This is a genomic window from Kluyvera sp. CHPC 1.251 (assembly GCF_036759945.1).
In the GTDB taxonomy this organism is placed as follows: Bacteria; Pseudomonadota; Gammaproteobacteria; order Enterobacterales; family Enterobacteriaceae; genus Kluyvera; species Kluyvera sichuanensis.
On the sequence record NZ_JAPKIC010000005.1, the window covers coordinates 245,199 to 259,910 of the forward strand.

Here is a 14,712-nt window from a genome sequence, read left to right on the forward strand (position 1 = left end):
TACGCGTCAGCCCGCACCGTTACCTGTGGTAATAGTGGTGGTGGTAATGGTCATAATGCTGCTGATGCGAATCATGGATGTTGTGTGCTCTGTTATTTCTCTGTCTGTATGCCTATATTGGTTAAAGTATCTGTCCATCTAAGTCAATGAATTTTTAACTTCGTCACGTTCCGCAATCAGTTCACATCAGCCCAAACAACCACCGATAAACCACCACAACAGCCATAAGTTAAGCAAAATGTTGGGGCATAACACCATACGTAAACATGATGACAGAGTTTTACTCTGGCATATTTTTTTCAATATCATGCAGCAAACGATGCAACATTGCCGTATCTCGATGCGTGAGTAAGCCAATACGTTGTTGCAGCCAGTCAGCCATTTTTACATCTCCGGCGACATCCAGGCGCGCCAGCAAAGCAGTGATACGTGCCCTTAACGCAATCAGCTGATTCTCGTCACCTTCCGTTGCCGTCGGGTTCGCGGTTTGTAACAGCGAGGAGAGCTGATAACAATAAACCATCACCGCCTGCCCCAGGTTCAGCGAGGGATAATCAGCGACCATTGGCACGCCGGTCAGCACATCGGCCAGCGCCAGTTCTTCGTTGGTTAACCCCGAGTCTTCGCGGCCAAAGACCAGCGCGGCGTGCCCCATCCACTGCGCTTTTTCCTCCAGCATCGGCAGCAGCTCCTGCGGCGTAGCGTAGTAGTGAAAACGGGCACGGCTGCGGGCGGTGGTGGCAACGGTAAAGTCCACGTCGTGCAGCGCTTCCGCAAGTGTTGGGTAGCAGGTGATGCCATCAATGATATCGGTCGAACCGTGAGCTACCCAGCGGGTTGCTGGCTCGAGGTGCGCAACGCTATCCACGATACGCAAATCGTGGAATCCCATGGTCTTCATTGCTCGGGCGGCAGCGCCGATATTTTCAGCTCTTGCTGGAGAAACCAGCACAATAGATAAGCGCATTTAAAGTTCTCTTAATTTCCTGTCAGCAGCAATAATGTGATGTACTTCAACATATTGCGCAGCGCGAATTTACAAAAATGCAACAAAAATCAATGAAATGATGTTTCATAACATATAAAAGAAGCTAAACTATTCAGGGCGAAATTATCAATTAGTTATGTTAACAGAAGTGATATATCTCTATGTTTATACGAACTATTTTCATTACCATAGAACAATAACAATTGGATTCACCACATTTATCAGTTAACCTGTGCAACTACTTGAGTTGTGGAAAAAATGTGATAGGCGTTATCATTCCAGAGTGATGATTTCACCAAACTGTTAACGTGCTACAATTGAACTTGATATATGTCAACGAAGCGTAGGTTTATTGGCGGTCTGGTGCCTCTTTACCTGTTATGTTGCTGTTAAAATGGTTAGGATGACAACCGTTTTTGACACTGTCGGGTCCAGAGGGAAGAGTACCCACGACCAAGCTAATGATGTTGTTGACGTTGATGGAAAGTGCATCAAGAACGCAATTACGTACTTTAGTCATGTTACGCCGATCATGTTAATTTTCGACATGCATCAGGCAGGTCAGGGACTATTGGTACTTCCTGTTTCGATTTAGTTGGCAATTTAGGTAGCAAACATGCAGACCCCGCACATTCTTATCGTTGAAGACGAGTTGGTAACACGCAACACGTTAAAAAGTATTTTCGAAGCAGAAGGCTACGATGTGTTCGAAGCGACCGATGGCGCGGAAATGCATCAGATCCTGTCTGAAAATGACATCAACCTGGTGATCATGGATATCAACCTGCCAGGTAAAAACGGCCTTCTGCTGGCGCGCGAACTGCGTGAACAAGCGAACGTCGCTCTGATGTTCCTGACCGGCCGCGACAATGAAGTCGACAAGATCCTCGGTCTGGAAATTGGTGCAGATGATTACATCACCAAACCGTTTAACCCACGCGAACTGACTATCCGTGCGCGTAACCTGCTGTCCCGTACCATGAACCTGGGTACCGTCAGCGAAGAACGTCGTAGCGTAGAAAGCTACAAGTTCAACGGTTGGGAACTGGATATCAACAGCCGCTCTCTGGTGAGCCCGAACGGTGAGCAGTACAAGCTGCCGCGTAGCGAATTCCGCGCGATGCTGCACTTCTGCGAAAACCCAGGCAAAATTCAGTCTCGTGCTGAACTGCTGAAGAAAATGACCGGCCGTGAGCTTAAGCCACACGACCGTACGGTTGACGTGACCATTCGTCGCATCCGTAAGCATTTCGAGTCTACGCCGGATACCCCGGAAATCATCGCCACAATCCACGGCGAAGGTTACCGCTTCTGCGGCGAGCTGCAGGAATAAGAGAACAAAACGGCGCATTCAGCGCCGTTTTTTTTGTCTCTATTTTACCTCGGAAGGCGCGGCAGCCCACGGTATGATAGGGACTGCGCTAATGGCATTTTTCGGCGACCCGTCAACCACCTTGTCGGAATAGGCAAGGTAGGCCAATGAGTTACGTTTCGCATCGTAGAAACGAACGACCTGCAGTGATTTAAACACCAGCGATGTACGCTTCTTAAAGACCACATCACCCTGCGCTTTGCCGTTCTTAATTTTATCGCTCAGCTCCACCGGCCCAACCTGCTGGCAGGAGATAGCGGCATCGGAAGTATCTTCCGCCAGCCCCAACCCACCTTTGATGCCACCGGTCTTGGCACGGCTCACATAGCAGGTCACGTTTTTGACGTCCGGATCGTCAAAAGCTTCCACCACGATTTTATGATCGGGGCCAAACATTTTGAAAACCGTATCAACAGAACCAATCTGCTCAGCGTGAGCGCCCAGGCTAGAGAGACTTAATAACAGACCAGCCATTAATTTCTTGTATTTCATATTGTTACCATTTTCGTCGATTGCATTGAAGAATTATTCAACATCAGCCAGGAAAGTATTTAAAGATCACAGCTTTACAAAAATCAGCCTGATTTTTCATGTAAAAACGCACTTATGCATAAAAAAAACACTGAATGCTAAAACAGCAAAAGATGCTATTATCCGCTACTTTGGTAACAGGCACCTACGAAATTAAGGATGAGGGCATTTTATGGATCAGGCTGGAATTATTCGCGATCTCCTCGTTTGGCTGGAAGGGCATTTAGATCAGCCTTTATCGCTGGATAATGTGGCGGCAAAAGCGGGTTATTCCAAGTGGCACCTGCAACGTATGTTCAAGGACGTTACCGGCCATGCTATCGGCGCTTATATCCGCGCTCGCCGTCTGTCTAAATCTGCCGTTGCGCTGCGTTTAACCGCGCGCCCTATCCTGGATATTGCCCTGCAATACCGTTTTGACTCCCAGCAAACCTTTACCCGCGCGTTTAAGAAACAGTTTGCGTTAACGCCAGCACTATACCGCCGTTCTCCGGACTGGAGCTCGTTCGGTATGCGTCCGCCGCTGCGCCTGGGTGAGTTTGCGATGCCGCAATACGAGTTCATCACGCTGCCAACCACCCATCTGGTGGGGATCACCCAAAGCTACACCTGCAAACTGGAAGAGATTTCCGATTTCCGTCAGCAGATGCGCGTTCAATTCTGGACCGACTTCCTCGGCAACTCGCCGTCTATTCCGCCAATTCTGTACGGCCTGCATGAGCCGCGCCCGAGCCTGGAAAAAGATGATGAGCAAGAGGTGTTCTACACCACGGCGCTGTCGCCAGAGCTGGCAAACGGCCATATCAACAATGCGCATCCGGTGACCCTTGAGGGCGGCGAATACGTGATGTTTACCTATGAAGGGCTGGGAACGGGTCTGCAGGAGTTTATCCTGACCCTGTACGGCACATGCATGCCGATGCTGAATCTGACACGTCGTAAGGGCCAGGATATCGAGCGCTTCTTCCCGCAGGATGAAGCCCGGAATCAGGAACCGCCTATTCAGCTGCGCTGCGAGTACCTGATCCCGATTCGTCGTTAACGCTGTAGCTCATCCAACGCAGGGGTGTCCAGATGCGAGACGTCCCCTGCCGTTTCTACCACCCATCCCGGCGCCAGCCACAGGCTTTCCTGATAATCCACCCTTGAGATAGAGCAGTTACGCAGACGTAAGCGGCGTTCCGCATGGGCCGGCAGCCCCAGAATCGTACCGACCAGGCAGCCAAGCGCAATACCGTGGCTCACCAGCAGCGGCCGGCTACCCGCAGGCAGATCGAGGCAAGCGTCCAACGCAGCGCGCATGCGTACGCTCAACTCCTGCATCGACTCACCTTCAGGGATGCGTCCGTCCGGCGTACCGTTGACCACCAGCCGACGCCACGCTTCTTCTTCCGCGCTTAGCGAATCGAGATGGCGCTGCTCCAGCACGCCCATATCAAGCTCGCGCAGACGCGCATCGAACGTCACACCACAGCCGCAGGCATCCGCAATGATCTCGGCGGTACGGCGCGTACGGCCCAGATCGCTGGCAATGACGTGCGTAATGCCGTAGGTGCGTACGCGGTCGCCGACCTGTACAGCTTGCTGTTCTCCTTTAGCCGTCAGCGGGCTATCGGACTGGCCTTGAATACGCCGTTCGGCGTTCCACTGCGTTTCGCCATGGCGAACAAGATATACCTGTAACATGTTTTTTATCCGTTATACTGCGATGACATTTTATTAGCTGAGTTGTGTAGATTATGCATCAAGTTGTCGCTGCTACCACCAATCCTGCCAAAATTCAGGCGATTCTTGCCGCATTTGACCAGATTTTTGGTGAAGGATCCTGCCAAATCACTCCTGTTTCCGTCGATACCGGTGTACCCGAGCAGCCGTTCGGTAGCAGTGAGACACGTGCCGGTGCACGCAACCGCGTCGCCAACGCGCGCGAAGCCCATCCGCACGCGGATTTTTGGGTCGCCATTGAGGCAGGGATCGATGAAGGCGCCACCTTTAGCTGGGTAGTCATTGAGGATGGCAAACAGCGTGGGGAAGCCCGCTCCGCCACCCTACCGCTGCCAGAAGCTATTCTTGAGCAGGTTCGCGCCGGGGAAGCGCTGGGGCCGGTGATGTCGAAGTACACCGGCATTGATAAGATTGGCAATAAAGAAGGCGCTATCGGCGTATTTACCGCGGGCGTACTGACGCGCAGCAGCGTCTATCACCAGGCGGTGGTGCTGGCACTTAGCCCCTTCCATAACGACCTGTATCGTCGGTAACCTGCCGGAGAGCTGATTAGGTTTTTGGCAGGGTTTGTTCCAGCCACTGGCGCAATTCCACCGGCGCTGATTTCAGGCTGTTCGATCCACGGGTGATCGTCGCGATCCCCGCGCCTAGCTCATTTTTCAGCTCGCGCTGGCTCATCTCACCGCGTAGCAGCTCTTCAATAATGCGCACGCGGGTTCCCAGCGCTTCACGCTCGTCCGGGGTCATCATCAGATTGAGTAACGGCAGCGCAAGCTCATCGGTATACGCCAGACGCAGAAGCTCCACAAAGCGAAGCCACTCCTGGTTGCGCTGCTCAGCCACCGTGGCTGAATAAGGGGATTGTTGGGTCATGTCGGGCCACCATGTTATGCTTGTACTCTTAAACGAGTACAAGCATAACACAGGTCTTACGCATCAGTAACGTCGTTGCCACTCATTGCTACTCAGCACATCCTCTTTCTGCCCCATAAAGTGACGATAGTAAGCGTCATAGGCCAGCACGTTCTTCACGTAGCCGCGAGTCTCAGAGAACGGGATACTTTCGATAAACGCCACCGCATCAATGCGCCCGGCGCTGTTGCCAAGCCAGGTTCGTACTCGTCCAGGCCCAGCGTTATAGGCCGCGGAGGCGAAAATACGGTTATTTTCGAACTGCTGATAGACGTACTGCAGATAGCTAGTACCAATATTGATGTTGGTTTCCGGGTCCAGCAGTTGCACGGGATTACTGTAGCCTGGCAGGTTAAACATCTTCACCGTATGGGTCGCGGTGCCTGGCATAATCTGCATCAGGCCGCTCGCCCCGACCGGTGACTTCACCTTCGGATTCCATGCGCTCTCCTGGCGAGCAATCGCCATCGCATAGCTTTGGGGCACGTCTTTCCCCGTGGTATAGCGCACAAACAGGTCGTTATAGGCTAGCGGGAAACGCTCCTGCAGGTTGTCCCACAGCTTACCGGCAATCGTGGCCTGTACGCTGAGATCCCACCAGCGCTGATCGAACGCATAGCGCGCCAGTTGGGCCTGCTCCGTCTGGCTACGGCTGCTCACCAGGTTGGCCCATTCGCTACGGGCGGTGTTGTCCTGATTCCAGTACATCAGTTCGCGCACTCGCGCCATTTCCGCACCGCCGGTCAGCGACGACGAGATAGTACCCGGCGCTTTCTCAACTCGTAACGGGTAAGGTTCACCCAGACGCTGCGCGGCAACCATCGGATAAAAACCGCGCTGCTGCATTAAGGCCAGCAGGATCGATCGCGCTTCATCATCGCGCCCGCGCTCCATCAGTAGATCGGCCTGCCAGTAGCGCCACTCATCCTTATCTTTAGCTTCCATCGGCAACCGCGCCAGCCAGGTGTTGAGCCCTGTGCGATCACCCGTGCCTAACGCCATGCGCACGCGGCGCTCAATCAGCGACGTTGACTGCGAACGCATGATGGCATCATCACGCCAGCGCGCCTGCTCGTCGGTCACGTCATTACCCATCAAGCGCCAGGCGACGATATCGCGCAATTCCTGCGTCTGCTCGTCATTCAGCTGCTGCGCCTGCACCAGCGCAGGGATCATCAGGCGCGCATTTTCAACATCCTGACGAGCCACGCTGCTGAAGGCGACCGCCGCCAGCTGGCGGGTAAAATCGGTCGCACCAGTGCTGCGAGCAAAGGTCAGTACGTTGTTCGGGTTATTGGCGAGATCGGTAATCGCCGCCGCAATGGTCTGGTACTGCGACGGCATCTGCGACGCCAGCACTTTCACCAGACCGGTATTGCCCGCCTTCATCGCCAGTCGAATACGTTCAAGGTAAGCCAGTGGATCCTGAGTACCGGAAGCACGCCAGGCGCCAAACAGTTTATCGCAGGCGTTCGGTCGGTTTTGCCCCGTCAGCCACAGCGTTTTTGCCCCATCCCAGGCCCCCTGAGTATCCCCCACGGAGTACTGGGCATAGTAGTAGTTACACTGCGCTTCCACCGTACCCGGCTTCTCCGGACTGAATGCCAGCAGACCGCGCCAGTCTTCGCGGCGGGCCAGTTCATTCACAAAGCGGTTTCTTAAGGTGCGAGCAGGCGGAAGCGTAGGATTAGCCTGCACGAAGTTGGTCACCGCCAGCGCCGGCGTATTCATCAAGTCGCCCGACAGCTGCCGATACTCCAGATAGGGGTACAGCGGGTAATCACGCAGGGTCGGCATCAGCTGATCGACCACATCCATCTGGTTGTTATCCCAGGCCTGTTTGATTTGCGCATAGCGGCTACGCTGCTGATCCAAGGTATCTGCGCGGGCTACGCTGCTCACCGTCAGCAAACAGACCCCTGCAGCCAGCAGACGCCACGTTATTTGTTTGGCTTTTTGCACAAGCTCTTCCTCGTTGTCACGTTACGTCAGTACAGCATCATGCCGCGTAATAAATTGATGCTAACGACTGATCGGCTAATACGCCACGCCATGAACACTTTTTTACGTTTTATATGCGACGTAGCACACCTGAATTTGCCTGCTGGGATTGAACGTTGAAAACAGCTACACTTCGCCTTTGAAAAACTCTATTCACTATAAAAGAGGCGAAGTCCACGTGGCTCAATTCGTTTATACCATGCATCGTGTCGGCAAAGTGGTTCCGCCGAAACGTCATATTCTTAAAAACATCTCGCTGAGCTTCTTCCCTGGCGCAAAAATCGGTGTTCTGGGCCTGAACGGTGCCGGTAAATCCACCCTGCTGCGCATCATGGCCGGTATCGATACCGATATCGAAGGCGAAGCTCGCCCACAGCCGGGTCTCAAAATTGGTTACCTGCCGCAGGAACCAAAGCTGAACCCTGAACATACCGTTCGTGAATCGGTTGAAGAAGCCGTTGCCGAAGTGGTTAACGCGCTGAAAGGCCTGGACGAAGTGTACGCGAAGTACGCTGAGCCAGACGCTGACTTCGACAAGCTGGCCGCCCAGCAGGGTAAGTTCGAAGAAATTATCCAGGCGCACGACGGTCACAACCTGAACGTGCAGCTGGAGCGCGCCGCTGATGCGCTGCGTCTGCCGGACTGGGACGCGAAAATCGAAAAACTCTCCGGTGGTGAACGCCGCCGCGTCGCACTGTGCCGTCTGCTGCTCGAAAAGCCAGATATGCTGCTGCTCGACGAACCAACTAACCACCTGGATGCAGAATCTGTGGCCTGGCTGGAACGCTTCCTGCACGACTTCGAAGGCACCGTTGTGGCGATTACCCACGACCGTTACTTCCTCGATAACGTTGCCGGTTGGATCCTCGAACTTGACCGCGGTGAAGGTATTCCGTGGGAAGGTAACTACTCCTCCTGGCTGGAGCAGAAAGATCAGCGTCTGGCTCAGGAAGCCTCTCAGGAAGCGGCTCGCCGTAAATCCATTGAGAAAGAGCTGGAGTGGGTACGTCAGGGCGCTAAAGGCCGTCAGTCTAAGGGCAAGGCCCGTCTGGCACGCTTTGAAGAGCTGAACAATACCGAATACCAGAAGCGTAACGAAACCAACGAACTGTTTATTCCACCTGGCGCACGCCTGGGCGATAAAGTCGTTGAAGTGAGCAATCTGCGTAAATCCTACGGCGATCGCGTACTGATTGACGACCTGAGCTTCTCCGTGCCGAAAGGCGCTATCGTCGGCATCATCGGCCCGAACGGCGCGGGTAAATCTACCCTGTTCCGCATGATGTCCGGTCAGGAACAGCCTGATAGCGGCACCATCACCCTGGGTGAAACCGTGAAGCTGGCGTCCGTTGACCAGTTCCGTGACGCAATGGATAACAGCAAAACCGTATGGGAAGAAGTGTCCGGCGGGCTGGATATCATGAAGGTTGGCAACATTGAGATGCCAAGCCGTGCATACGTTGGCCGCTTTAACTTCAAAGGCGTCGACCAGGGCAAACGCGTAGGCGAGCTGTCCGGCGGTGAGCGCGGTCGTCTGCACCTGGCGAAGCTGCTGCAGGTTGGCGGCAACATGCTGCTGCTCGATGAACCAACAAACGACCTGGATATCGAAACCCTGCGTGCGCTGGAAAACGCCCTGCTGGAGTTCCCGGGCTGCGCGATGGTTATCTCCCACGACCGCTGGTTCCTCGACCGTATTGCCACCCACATTCTGGACTACCAGGACGAAGGTAAGGTTGAGTTCTTCGAAGGTAACTTCACCGAATACGAAGAGTATAAGAAACGCACGCTGGGCGCTGATGCGCTGGAGCCGAAACGTATCAAGTACAAACGTATCGCCAAGTAATCTTCATCAGGCGAATAACTTCGGTTATTCGCCTTTTATTTAGTGCAGAAATAAATTCCCCACTTATATTTCCAGATCATTCAATATTATATTTAAATATGATTATTATCATTCACCGCATTTCTTTCCCATCAGGATTGAGATAGTTTAATAGCTGTGTTAAAAATATCCCTTCGAATAAAACAGACTACTTCGCCTTTAATTTATTCACGAAGCAAACCCGCAATAACAATGCCATTTAAATAATAAATCAATGACATTCATAAGGAATTGACATGTCTTATTTTTTCTATCTTTATCGCTACGCGTGACGGTAAACCGATTATTCATAATAACTATTTTATATCTATTGAAAAGGTTTAAATCAGCGAAGCTATGAAAATAATTTCTCCGCGCATTTCGGCGATATTACTAACATCAACAAAAAACTATCGCAAGATAGTCAGCGAACTGCAGCACGTTGAAATACAACGTCACCTGTGGCGAGTGATGATCGCCGCCCCCATGCTACTGCTGCTCATTTATCTGTTTATCTTCAGCCAACCGCGGTTTATCAGCGAATCAAAAGTGGCCGTTAAACGCCCTGCAGATATTGATAGTGCCAGCCTGAACGTCGGCCTATTATTAGGGGGGGCAACCTCTTCATCCGCAGAAGATTCACTGTATCTTAAAGAATATATAAATTCTCCGGATATGATGCATATTCTCGATAAACAACTGGATTTCCATAAGGCGTTTGGCGAGAGCGGCTTAGATATGTTTTATCATTTATCGTCACAGACTACGAATGAACGACTGCTGGACTATTATCGCCAGCGCATTTCGGTGAACTATGATGAAAAAAATGGCTTGCTGACCATCCAGACGCAGGGGTTTAGCCCTGAATTTGCCCTTCAATTTAACCGCGCTGTGCTCAACGAGTCGGAACGCTTTATCAATGAACTGTCTCACCAGATATCTCGTGAGCAGATGGCGTTTGCGGAAGAGCAGCTACAACAGGCCAGATCCCGATTAAACACCAGCAAACAAGCGTTAATCACCTATCAGAACAACCACAATATTCTGGATCCGCTGGCCTCTGCGGAAGCGGCCACCACGCTGGTGAATACGCTACTGGCGAAAAAAATTGAAATGGAGGCAGACCTGCGCAACCTACAGACCTACCTGCGTAGCGATGCGCCGCAGGTAGTCAGCGCCAGGAACGCCATCACCTCTTTGCAATCTCAAATCGATCAAGAACAAAGCAAGATCACCGCCCCCGAAGGCAAAAAGCTCAACAGCATGGCGGCCGATTTTGAAGAGATAAAGTCGCAGGCCGTTTTTGAAGGCGATCTGTACGCGCTCGCGCTCAAAGCCTTTGAAAAAACGCGAGTAGAAAGCGCCAGAAAGTTAAAAACACTCGCCACCATCAGCACCCCGCAACTGGCACAAGAGTCGACGTTTCCCAATGTCCCTTACCTGCTGATGAGTTGGCTGCTGGTCTGCTGCCTGTTGTACGGGGTAGCCCGATTACTGCTGACCATTATTGAAGATCATCGCGACTGACGCTAACGCCAATACTGAAACGGATTCTCTATGAAACGAGCCACACTCATTTTCTTATTTCTGTTACTGCAATCGAGCACCTCTTTTGCCGTTGGCGTAACCGCAGACCCTGAATTGACCGGCGCGGCCCAACTCCCTTCTGTGCTAACGCCGCAAAACGGTAGCACCGCCGACACCAGCGGTTTTGATAACACGCCGCCTCCGCCGCTGTTGCCCTCCAATAGCCGGATGTTCGGCGCCCAACTCTTTACCGGCACGTCAGCAGATAGCGGAGCCAGTATCGGCTTTAACCCTAACTACGTGATTGGACTCGGCGATACCGTACAGGTTCGCCTCTGGGGGGCATTTGCTTTCGACGGCGCGCTGACGGTCGATCCTAAAGGCAATATTTTTGTGCCGAATATTGGTCCGCTAAAAGTCACCGGCGTCGCCAACAGCCAACTCAATAGCCTGGTCACCGCCAAGGTAAAAGAGGTGTACCAGTCTAACGTCAACGTATATGCCTCATTGCTGCAGGCTCAGCCGGTGAAAGTCTTTGTCACCGGGTATGTCAAAAATCCTGGACTTTACGGCGGTGTGGCGTCTGATTCACTACTCTCCTATCTGAGCAAAGCCGGAGGCGTGGACAGCGAACGTGGCAGCTACATCGATATCGCGATAAAACGCGGAAAATCAACGCGTACCCGCGTCAATTTGTACGATTTTCTGCTTAACGGCACGCTGGCGCTCTCACAGTTTTCCGATGGCGATACCATTGTGGTTGGCGCCAGAAAACAGACTTTTAGCGTTGAGGGCGACGTTTATAACGGCTACGACTTCGAGTTTTCTGAAGGTTCAATTCCCGTTCAGGAGGCCCTGAACTGGGCGCGGCCGAAGCCTGGCTCAACGCACTTCACCATCGTGCGCCAGCAGGGTACGGTCAAGCGGACAGAATACTACCCGCTGGGTAGCGCGGCCGGGAGAAACCTGCAGGATGGCGACAAGCTGATTATCAGCTCCGACCGTTACGCGGGCACCATCCAGGTGCGCATTGAAGGCGCGCATTCCGGCGAGCACGCGCTGGTTTTGCCTTACGGCAGCACGATGAAACAGGTGCTCTCGCAGATAAGGACCAACAGCATGTCGCGGATGGACAGCATTCAGTTGTATCGCCAATCCGTCGCCCTGCGGCAAAAAGAGATGCTCGATCTCTCCTTACAGAAGCTGGAAGAGGCTTCCCTCTCCTCCCAGTCCGCCACCCAGGAAGAAGCGCGTCTACGCGTCCAGGAAGCACAGCTGGTGAGCCGATTTGTGGCTAAAGCCCGCAGCGTCGTTCCCAAAGGCCAGGTCGTTCTCAATGAAAGCAATCTCGATTCGGTACTGCTGGAGGATGGAGACGTCGTCACCATCCCAGAGAAAACGTCACTCGTGATGGTGCACGGTTCGGTGCTGTTTCCCAATGCAGTCAGCTGGCAAGAGAAGCTTGATGTTGATGATTATATTAAAAAATGTGGCGGCCTGACGCAAAAGTCCGGGCAGTCGAAAATCATCGTTATTCGCCAGGATGGCGAAGCGCTAAACGCCGACGATGTTAATGCCATCAAAGCGGGCGATGAAATTATGGTTCTGCCGAAATATGAATCGAAGAACATCGAGGTCACGCGCGGCATTTCTACCATCCTTTACCAGTTGGCCGTTGCGGCAAAAGTGATTTTGGATCTGTAAAACCCGATAAGAGCGGCGGGTTATTCCGCCGCGACCTCATCATAGCGATAGAGAATGTAATCAGGATGATTGGCATTTATTCATCAGGCATCTGGAAGACGCCGCACCTTGAGGCGTTTCTCGGTGAACCCGGCATCAAGCTGACGCCCCACAGCAACCTCGCGTCAATCCGCCTTCGCGCCGTCGCGGTATGGGGAGAGCGTCCTTCGGCGCAGCGTCCCATCAAGCTGGCCCGGCAGGCCGGTATTCCCATCCTACGACTGGAAGATGGTTTTACCCGCTCGCTAGGGCTAGGCGTAAATGGCGCACCGCCGCTGGCAATGGTGGTAGATGATTTGGGCATTTACTACGATGCCCGCACGCCCAGTCGGCTGGAAAAACTGATTCAGATAGCCGCCGCCGATCCCTATCAGGAAAGCGACGCGCTGCGCGCTATCGCCATGATGGTTAACTACGATCTCTCAAAATATAACCATGCTCCGCCCTTTTCAGAGCGCGCTACGGACAAAGAGATCGTATTGGTTATCGACCAGACCTATGGCGATATCTCCGTGCAACTGGGCGGAGCAAACGAACACCAGTTTGCCGCCATGCTTTCCAGCGCCTGTCGCGAGCATCCGCAGGCTGAAATCTGGGTTAAAACGCATCCCGACGTGCTGTGTGGTAAAAAACGCGGCTATTTCAACGCTCTGCCAGCCAACCCACGAATTCGGCTGTTTGTCGAAGACGTCAGCCCGCAGTCTTTGCTGCAACACGTCAGCACGGTCTACACCGCAACATCGCAGTACGGTATCGAAGCGCTGATGGTCGGTAAAAGTGTTGTCTGTTTCGGGCTGCCCTGGTATGCCGGATGGGGGCTAACGGACGATCGGCACCCTGATGCGCCAGGGCTTGCTGCACGACGTGGTTCTGCACCGCTAACGGCGCTGGTCAGCGCCGCCTGGCTCCGCTACACCCGCTATATTGACCCCTACACCGGCGAACGGGCCACGCTTTTCGACGTGCTGGACTATCTGCATCTGAATCGAACCCACCAACTCGCCCGGCGAGGACATTTATGGGCACCGGGTATGACGCTTTGGAAAAGCAGCGTCGTGAAGCCCTTTTTACGCACGACGGATAATCAGGTGAGTTTCTCCCGCCGTAGCAAAGAGGCGACGGCGTGCATCGTCTGGGGAATTCAAGGCGAGGCGCGTTGGAAAGATAAGGCGACTGAAGGTAACCTCCCTATCTGGAGAATGGAAGATGGCTTTCTACGTTCATCAGGCCTTGGTTCAGACCTGTTACCTCCGCTTTCGCTGGTGCTCGACAAGACAGGAATTTACTACGACGCCACTCGCCCTAGCGATCTGGAGAAGCTGCTCAGCCACTCTCTGCTGACCGTCGAGCAGCAGCAGCGAGCATCGCAACTTCATCAGCATCTGGTGGAGAATAAGCTCAGCAAGTACAACCTCGGTAAACGCTGGCAGCGCCCGGAGACCGGGGATAAACGGGTGTTGCTGGTTCCAGGGCAGGTAGAAAACGATGCCTCTATCGCGACGGGAACGCTCAGCATCAATACCAACCTGGCGCTCCTGCGTACCGTACGTGAGCGTCATCCAGATGCATTTATTATTTATAAACCGCACCCCGACGTGCTCACCGGCAACCGTCCCGGCCACATTGCTGAAGAAGAGATGACGCGCCTCGCCGACTGCGTGGCGCTTGATGCCGATATTATCGAGTGCATTCAGCAGGCCGATGAACTCCACACCATGACCTCGCTGTCCGGGTTTGAAGCGCTGCTGCACGGTAAGCAGGTGCACTGCTACGGTCAGCCGTTCTACGCCGGATGGGGGCTTACCGTGGATGAACACCCCAATGCTCGTCGCCAGCGATCGCTAACGCTGCAGGATCTCATCTACCAGACCCTCATTGCCTACCCAACCTACATCCATCCGCATGACCAGCGCATCATCACGGCCGAAGCAGCTGCGGCGTGGCTGATGACGCAAACCCGCCCCGAAATGGCGGCAAAGAAAAAAGCTAATCGGTTAGTTCGTCTGAGTCGCAAGGCCATCAATTTTTATCGCGTAAAATTCAAATAAA

Annotated in this window: 13 protein-coding genes, 1 pseudogene and 1 other annotated feature (1 of these 15 cut by a window edge); of the genes and pseudogenes, 7 read left to right on the forward strand and 7 right to left on the reverse strand. The window is 53.2% G+C overall.

Features of this window, described 5'->3' with window-relative positions:
• Window positions 1–68 (reverse strand) — a sequence feature (Thr leader region) (it extends 50 nt beyond the left edge of the window).
• The 3 genes and pseudogenes from thrL to yjjY all read right to left on the reverse strand — a co-directional run bounded on the left by thrL (window position 7) and on the right by yjjY (window position 1,508).
• Window positions 7–138, reverse strand: coding sequence for a thr operon leader peptide (gene thrL, locus V6940_RS22770; protein ID WP_442910814.1), 132 nt, complete (start codon window positions 136–138; stop codon window positions 7–9). Its footprint overlaps the feature before it by 62 nt.
• Window positions 139–280: 142 nt before the next feature.
• Window positions 281–967, reverse strand: coding sequence for a tRNA/rRNA methyltransferase (locus tag V6940_RS12315; RefSeq protein ID WP_333496052.1), 687 nt, complete (start codon window positions 965–967; stop codon window positions 281–283).
• Window positions 968–1,366: 399 nt separating this feature from the next.
• Window positions 1,367–1,508: pseudogene (gene yjjY, locus V6940_RS12320) on the reverse strand (protein YjjY).
• A gap of 96 nt (window positions 1,509–1,604) precedes the next feature.
• Here yjjY and arcA point away from each other — a divergent pair.
• Entirely contained in the window at window positions 1,605–2,321 is a 717-nt protein-coding gene (arcA, locus tag V6940_RS12325; RefSeq protein WP_015966004.1) for a two-component system response regulator ArcA, read from the forward strand.
• Between the two features lie 39 nt (window positions 2,322–2,360).
• Here arcA and creA read toward each other — a convergent pair whose 3' ends face one another.
• A complete protein-coding gene (creA, locus tag V6940_RS12330) occupies window positions 2,361–2,852 on the reverse strand; it encodes a protein CreA (protein ID WP_333496053.1) in 492 nt (163 codons plus the stop codon).
• Window positions 2,853–3,063: 211 nt separating this feature from the next.
• Between creA and robA the strand changes: the two genes are divergently transcribed.
• Window positions 3,064–3,933: an MDR efflux pump AcrAB transcriptional activator RobA gene (gene robA, locus V6940_RS12335; protein ID WP_333496054.1), complete on the forward strand. Its 870-nt coding sequence runs from the start codon at window positions 3,064–3,066 to the stop codon at window positions 3,931–3,933.
• Here robA and gpmB read toward each other — a convergent pair.
• Window positions 3,930–4,577 carry a 2,3-diphosphoglycerate-dependent phosphoglycerate mutase GpmB gene (gene gpmB / locus V6940_RS12340; protein WP_333496055.1) on the reverse strand — a complete coding sequence of 216 codons (648 nt, stop codon included), beginning with the start codon at window positions 4,575–4,577 and terminating at the stop codon, window positions 3,930–3,932. The two genes, robA and gpmB, sit on opposite strands and share 4 nt — an antisense overlap.
• Window positions 4,578–4,630: 53 nt before the next feature.
• Here gpmB and yjjX point away from each other — a divergent pair, with 53 nt between their 5' ends.
• On the forward strand, window positions 4,631–5,149 hold the full coding sequence (gene yjjX / locus V6940_RS12345; RefSeq protein WP_333496056.1) for an inosine/xanthosine triphosphatase: 519 nt from the start codon (window positions 4,631–4,633) through the stop codon (window positions 5,147–5,149).
• Window positions 5,150–5,165: 16 nt separating this feature from the next.
• Here the strand turns inward: yjjX and trpR are convergent, their stop codons facing one another.
• Together trpR and sltY are read right to left on the reverse strand one after the other, a co-directional pair.
• Complete coding sequence (trpR, locus tag V6940_RS12350) at window positions 5,166–5,489, reverse strand: trp operon repressor (protein WP_185668268.1); 324 nt, start codon at window positions 5,487–5,489, stop codon at window positions 5,166–5,168.
• Between the two features lie 63 nt (window positions 5,490–5,552).
• Window positions 5,553–7,490 (reverse strand): murein transglycosylase, encoded by a 1,938-nt coding sequence (gene sltY / locus V6940_RS12355; protein ID WP_333496057.1) that lies wholly within the window; start codon window positions 7,488–7,490, stop codon window positions 5,553–5,555.
• Between the two features lie 217 nt (window positions 7,491–7,707).
• On the opposite strand from sltY, the gene ettA reads away from it, so the two are divergent.
• From ettA to V6940_RS12375, 4 genes are all read left to right on the forward strand, one after another.
• On the forward strand, window positions 7,708–9,375 hold the full coding sequence (ettA, locus tag V6940_RS12360; protein ID WP_185668266.1) for an energy-dependent translational throttle protein EttA: 1,668 nt from the start codon (window positions 7,708–7,710) through the stop codon (window positions 9,373–9,375).
• A gap of 375 nt (window positions 9,376–9,750) precedes the next feature.
• Complete coding sequence (locus V6940_RS12365; protein WP_442910815.1) at window positions 9,751–10,920, forward strand: capsule biosynthesis protein; 1,170 nt, start codon at window positions 9,751–9,753, stop codon at window positions 10,918–10,920.
• 30 nt (window positions 10,921–10,950) lie between these two features.
• Complete coding sequence (locus tag V6940_RS12370; protein WP_333496058.1) at window positions 10,951–12,624, forward strand: polysaccharide biosynthesis/export family protein; 1,674 nt, start codon at window positions 10,951–10,953, stop codon at window positions 12,622–12,624.
• A 65-nt stretch (window positions 12,625–12,689) separates the two neighbouring features.
• The gene (locus V6940_RS12375) at window positions 12,690–14,711 is read left to right on the forward strand and encodes a capsular polysaccharide biosynthesis protein (protein WP_333496059.1); all 2,022 of its coding nucleotides are present in this window, start codon (window positions 12,690–12,692) and stop codon (window positions 14,709–14,711) included.
• The last annotated feature ends 1 nt before the right edge of the window (window position 14,712 follow it).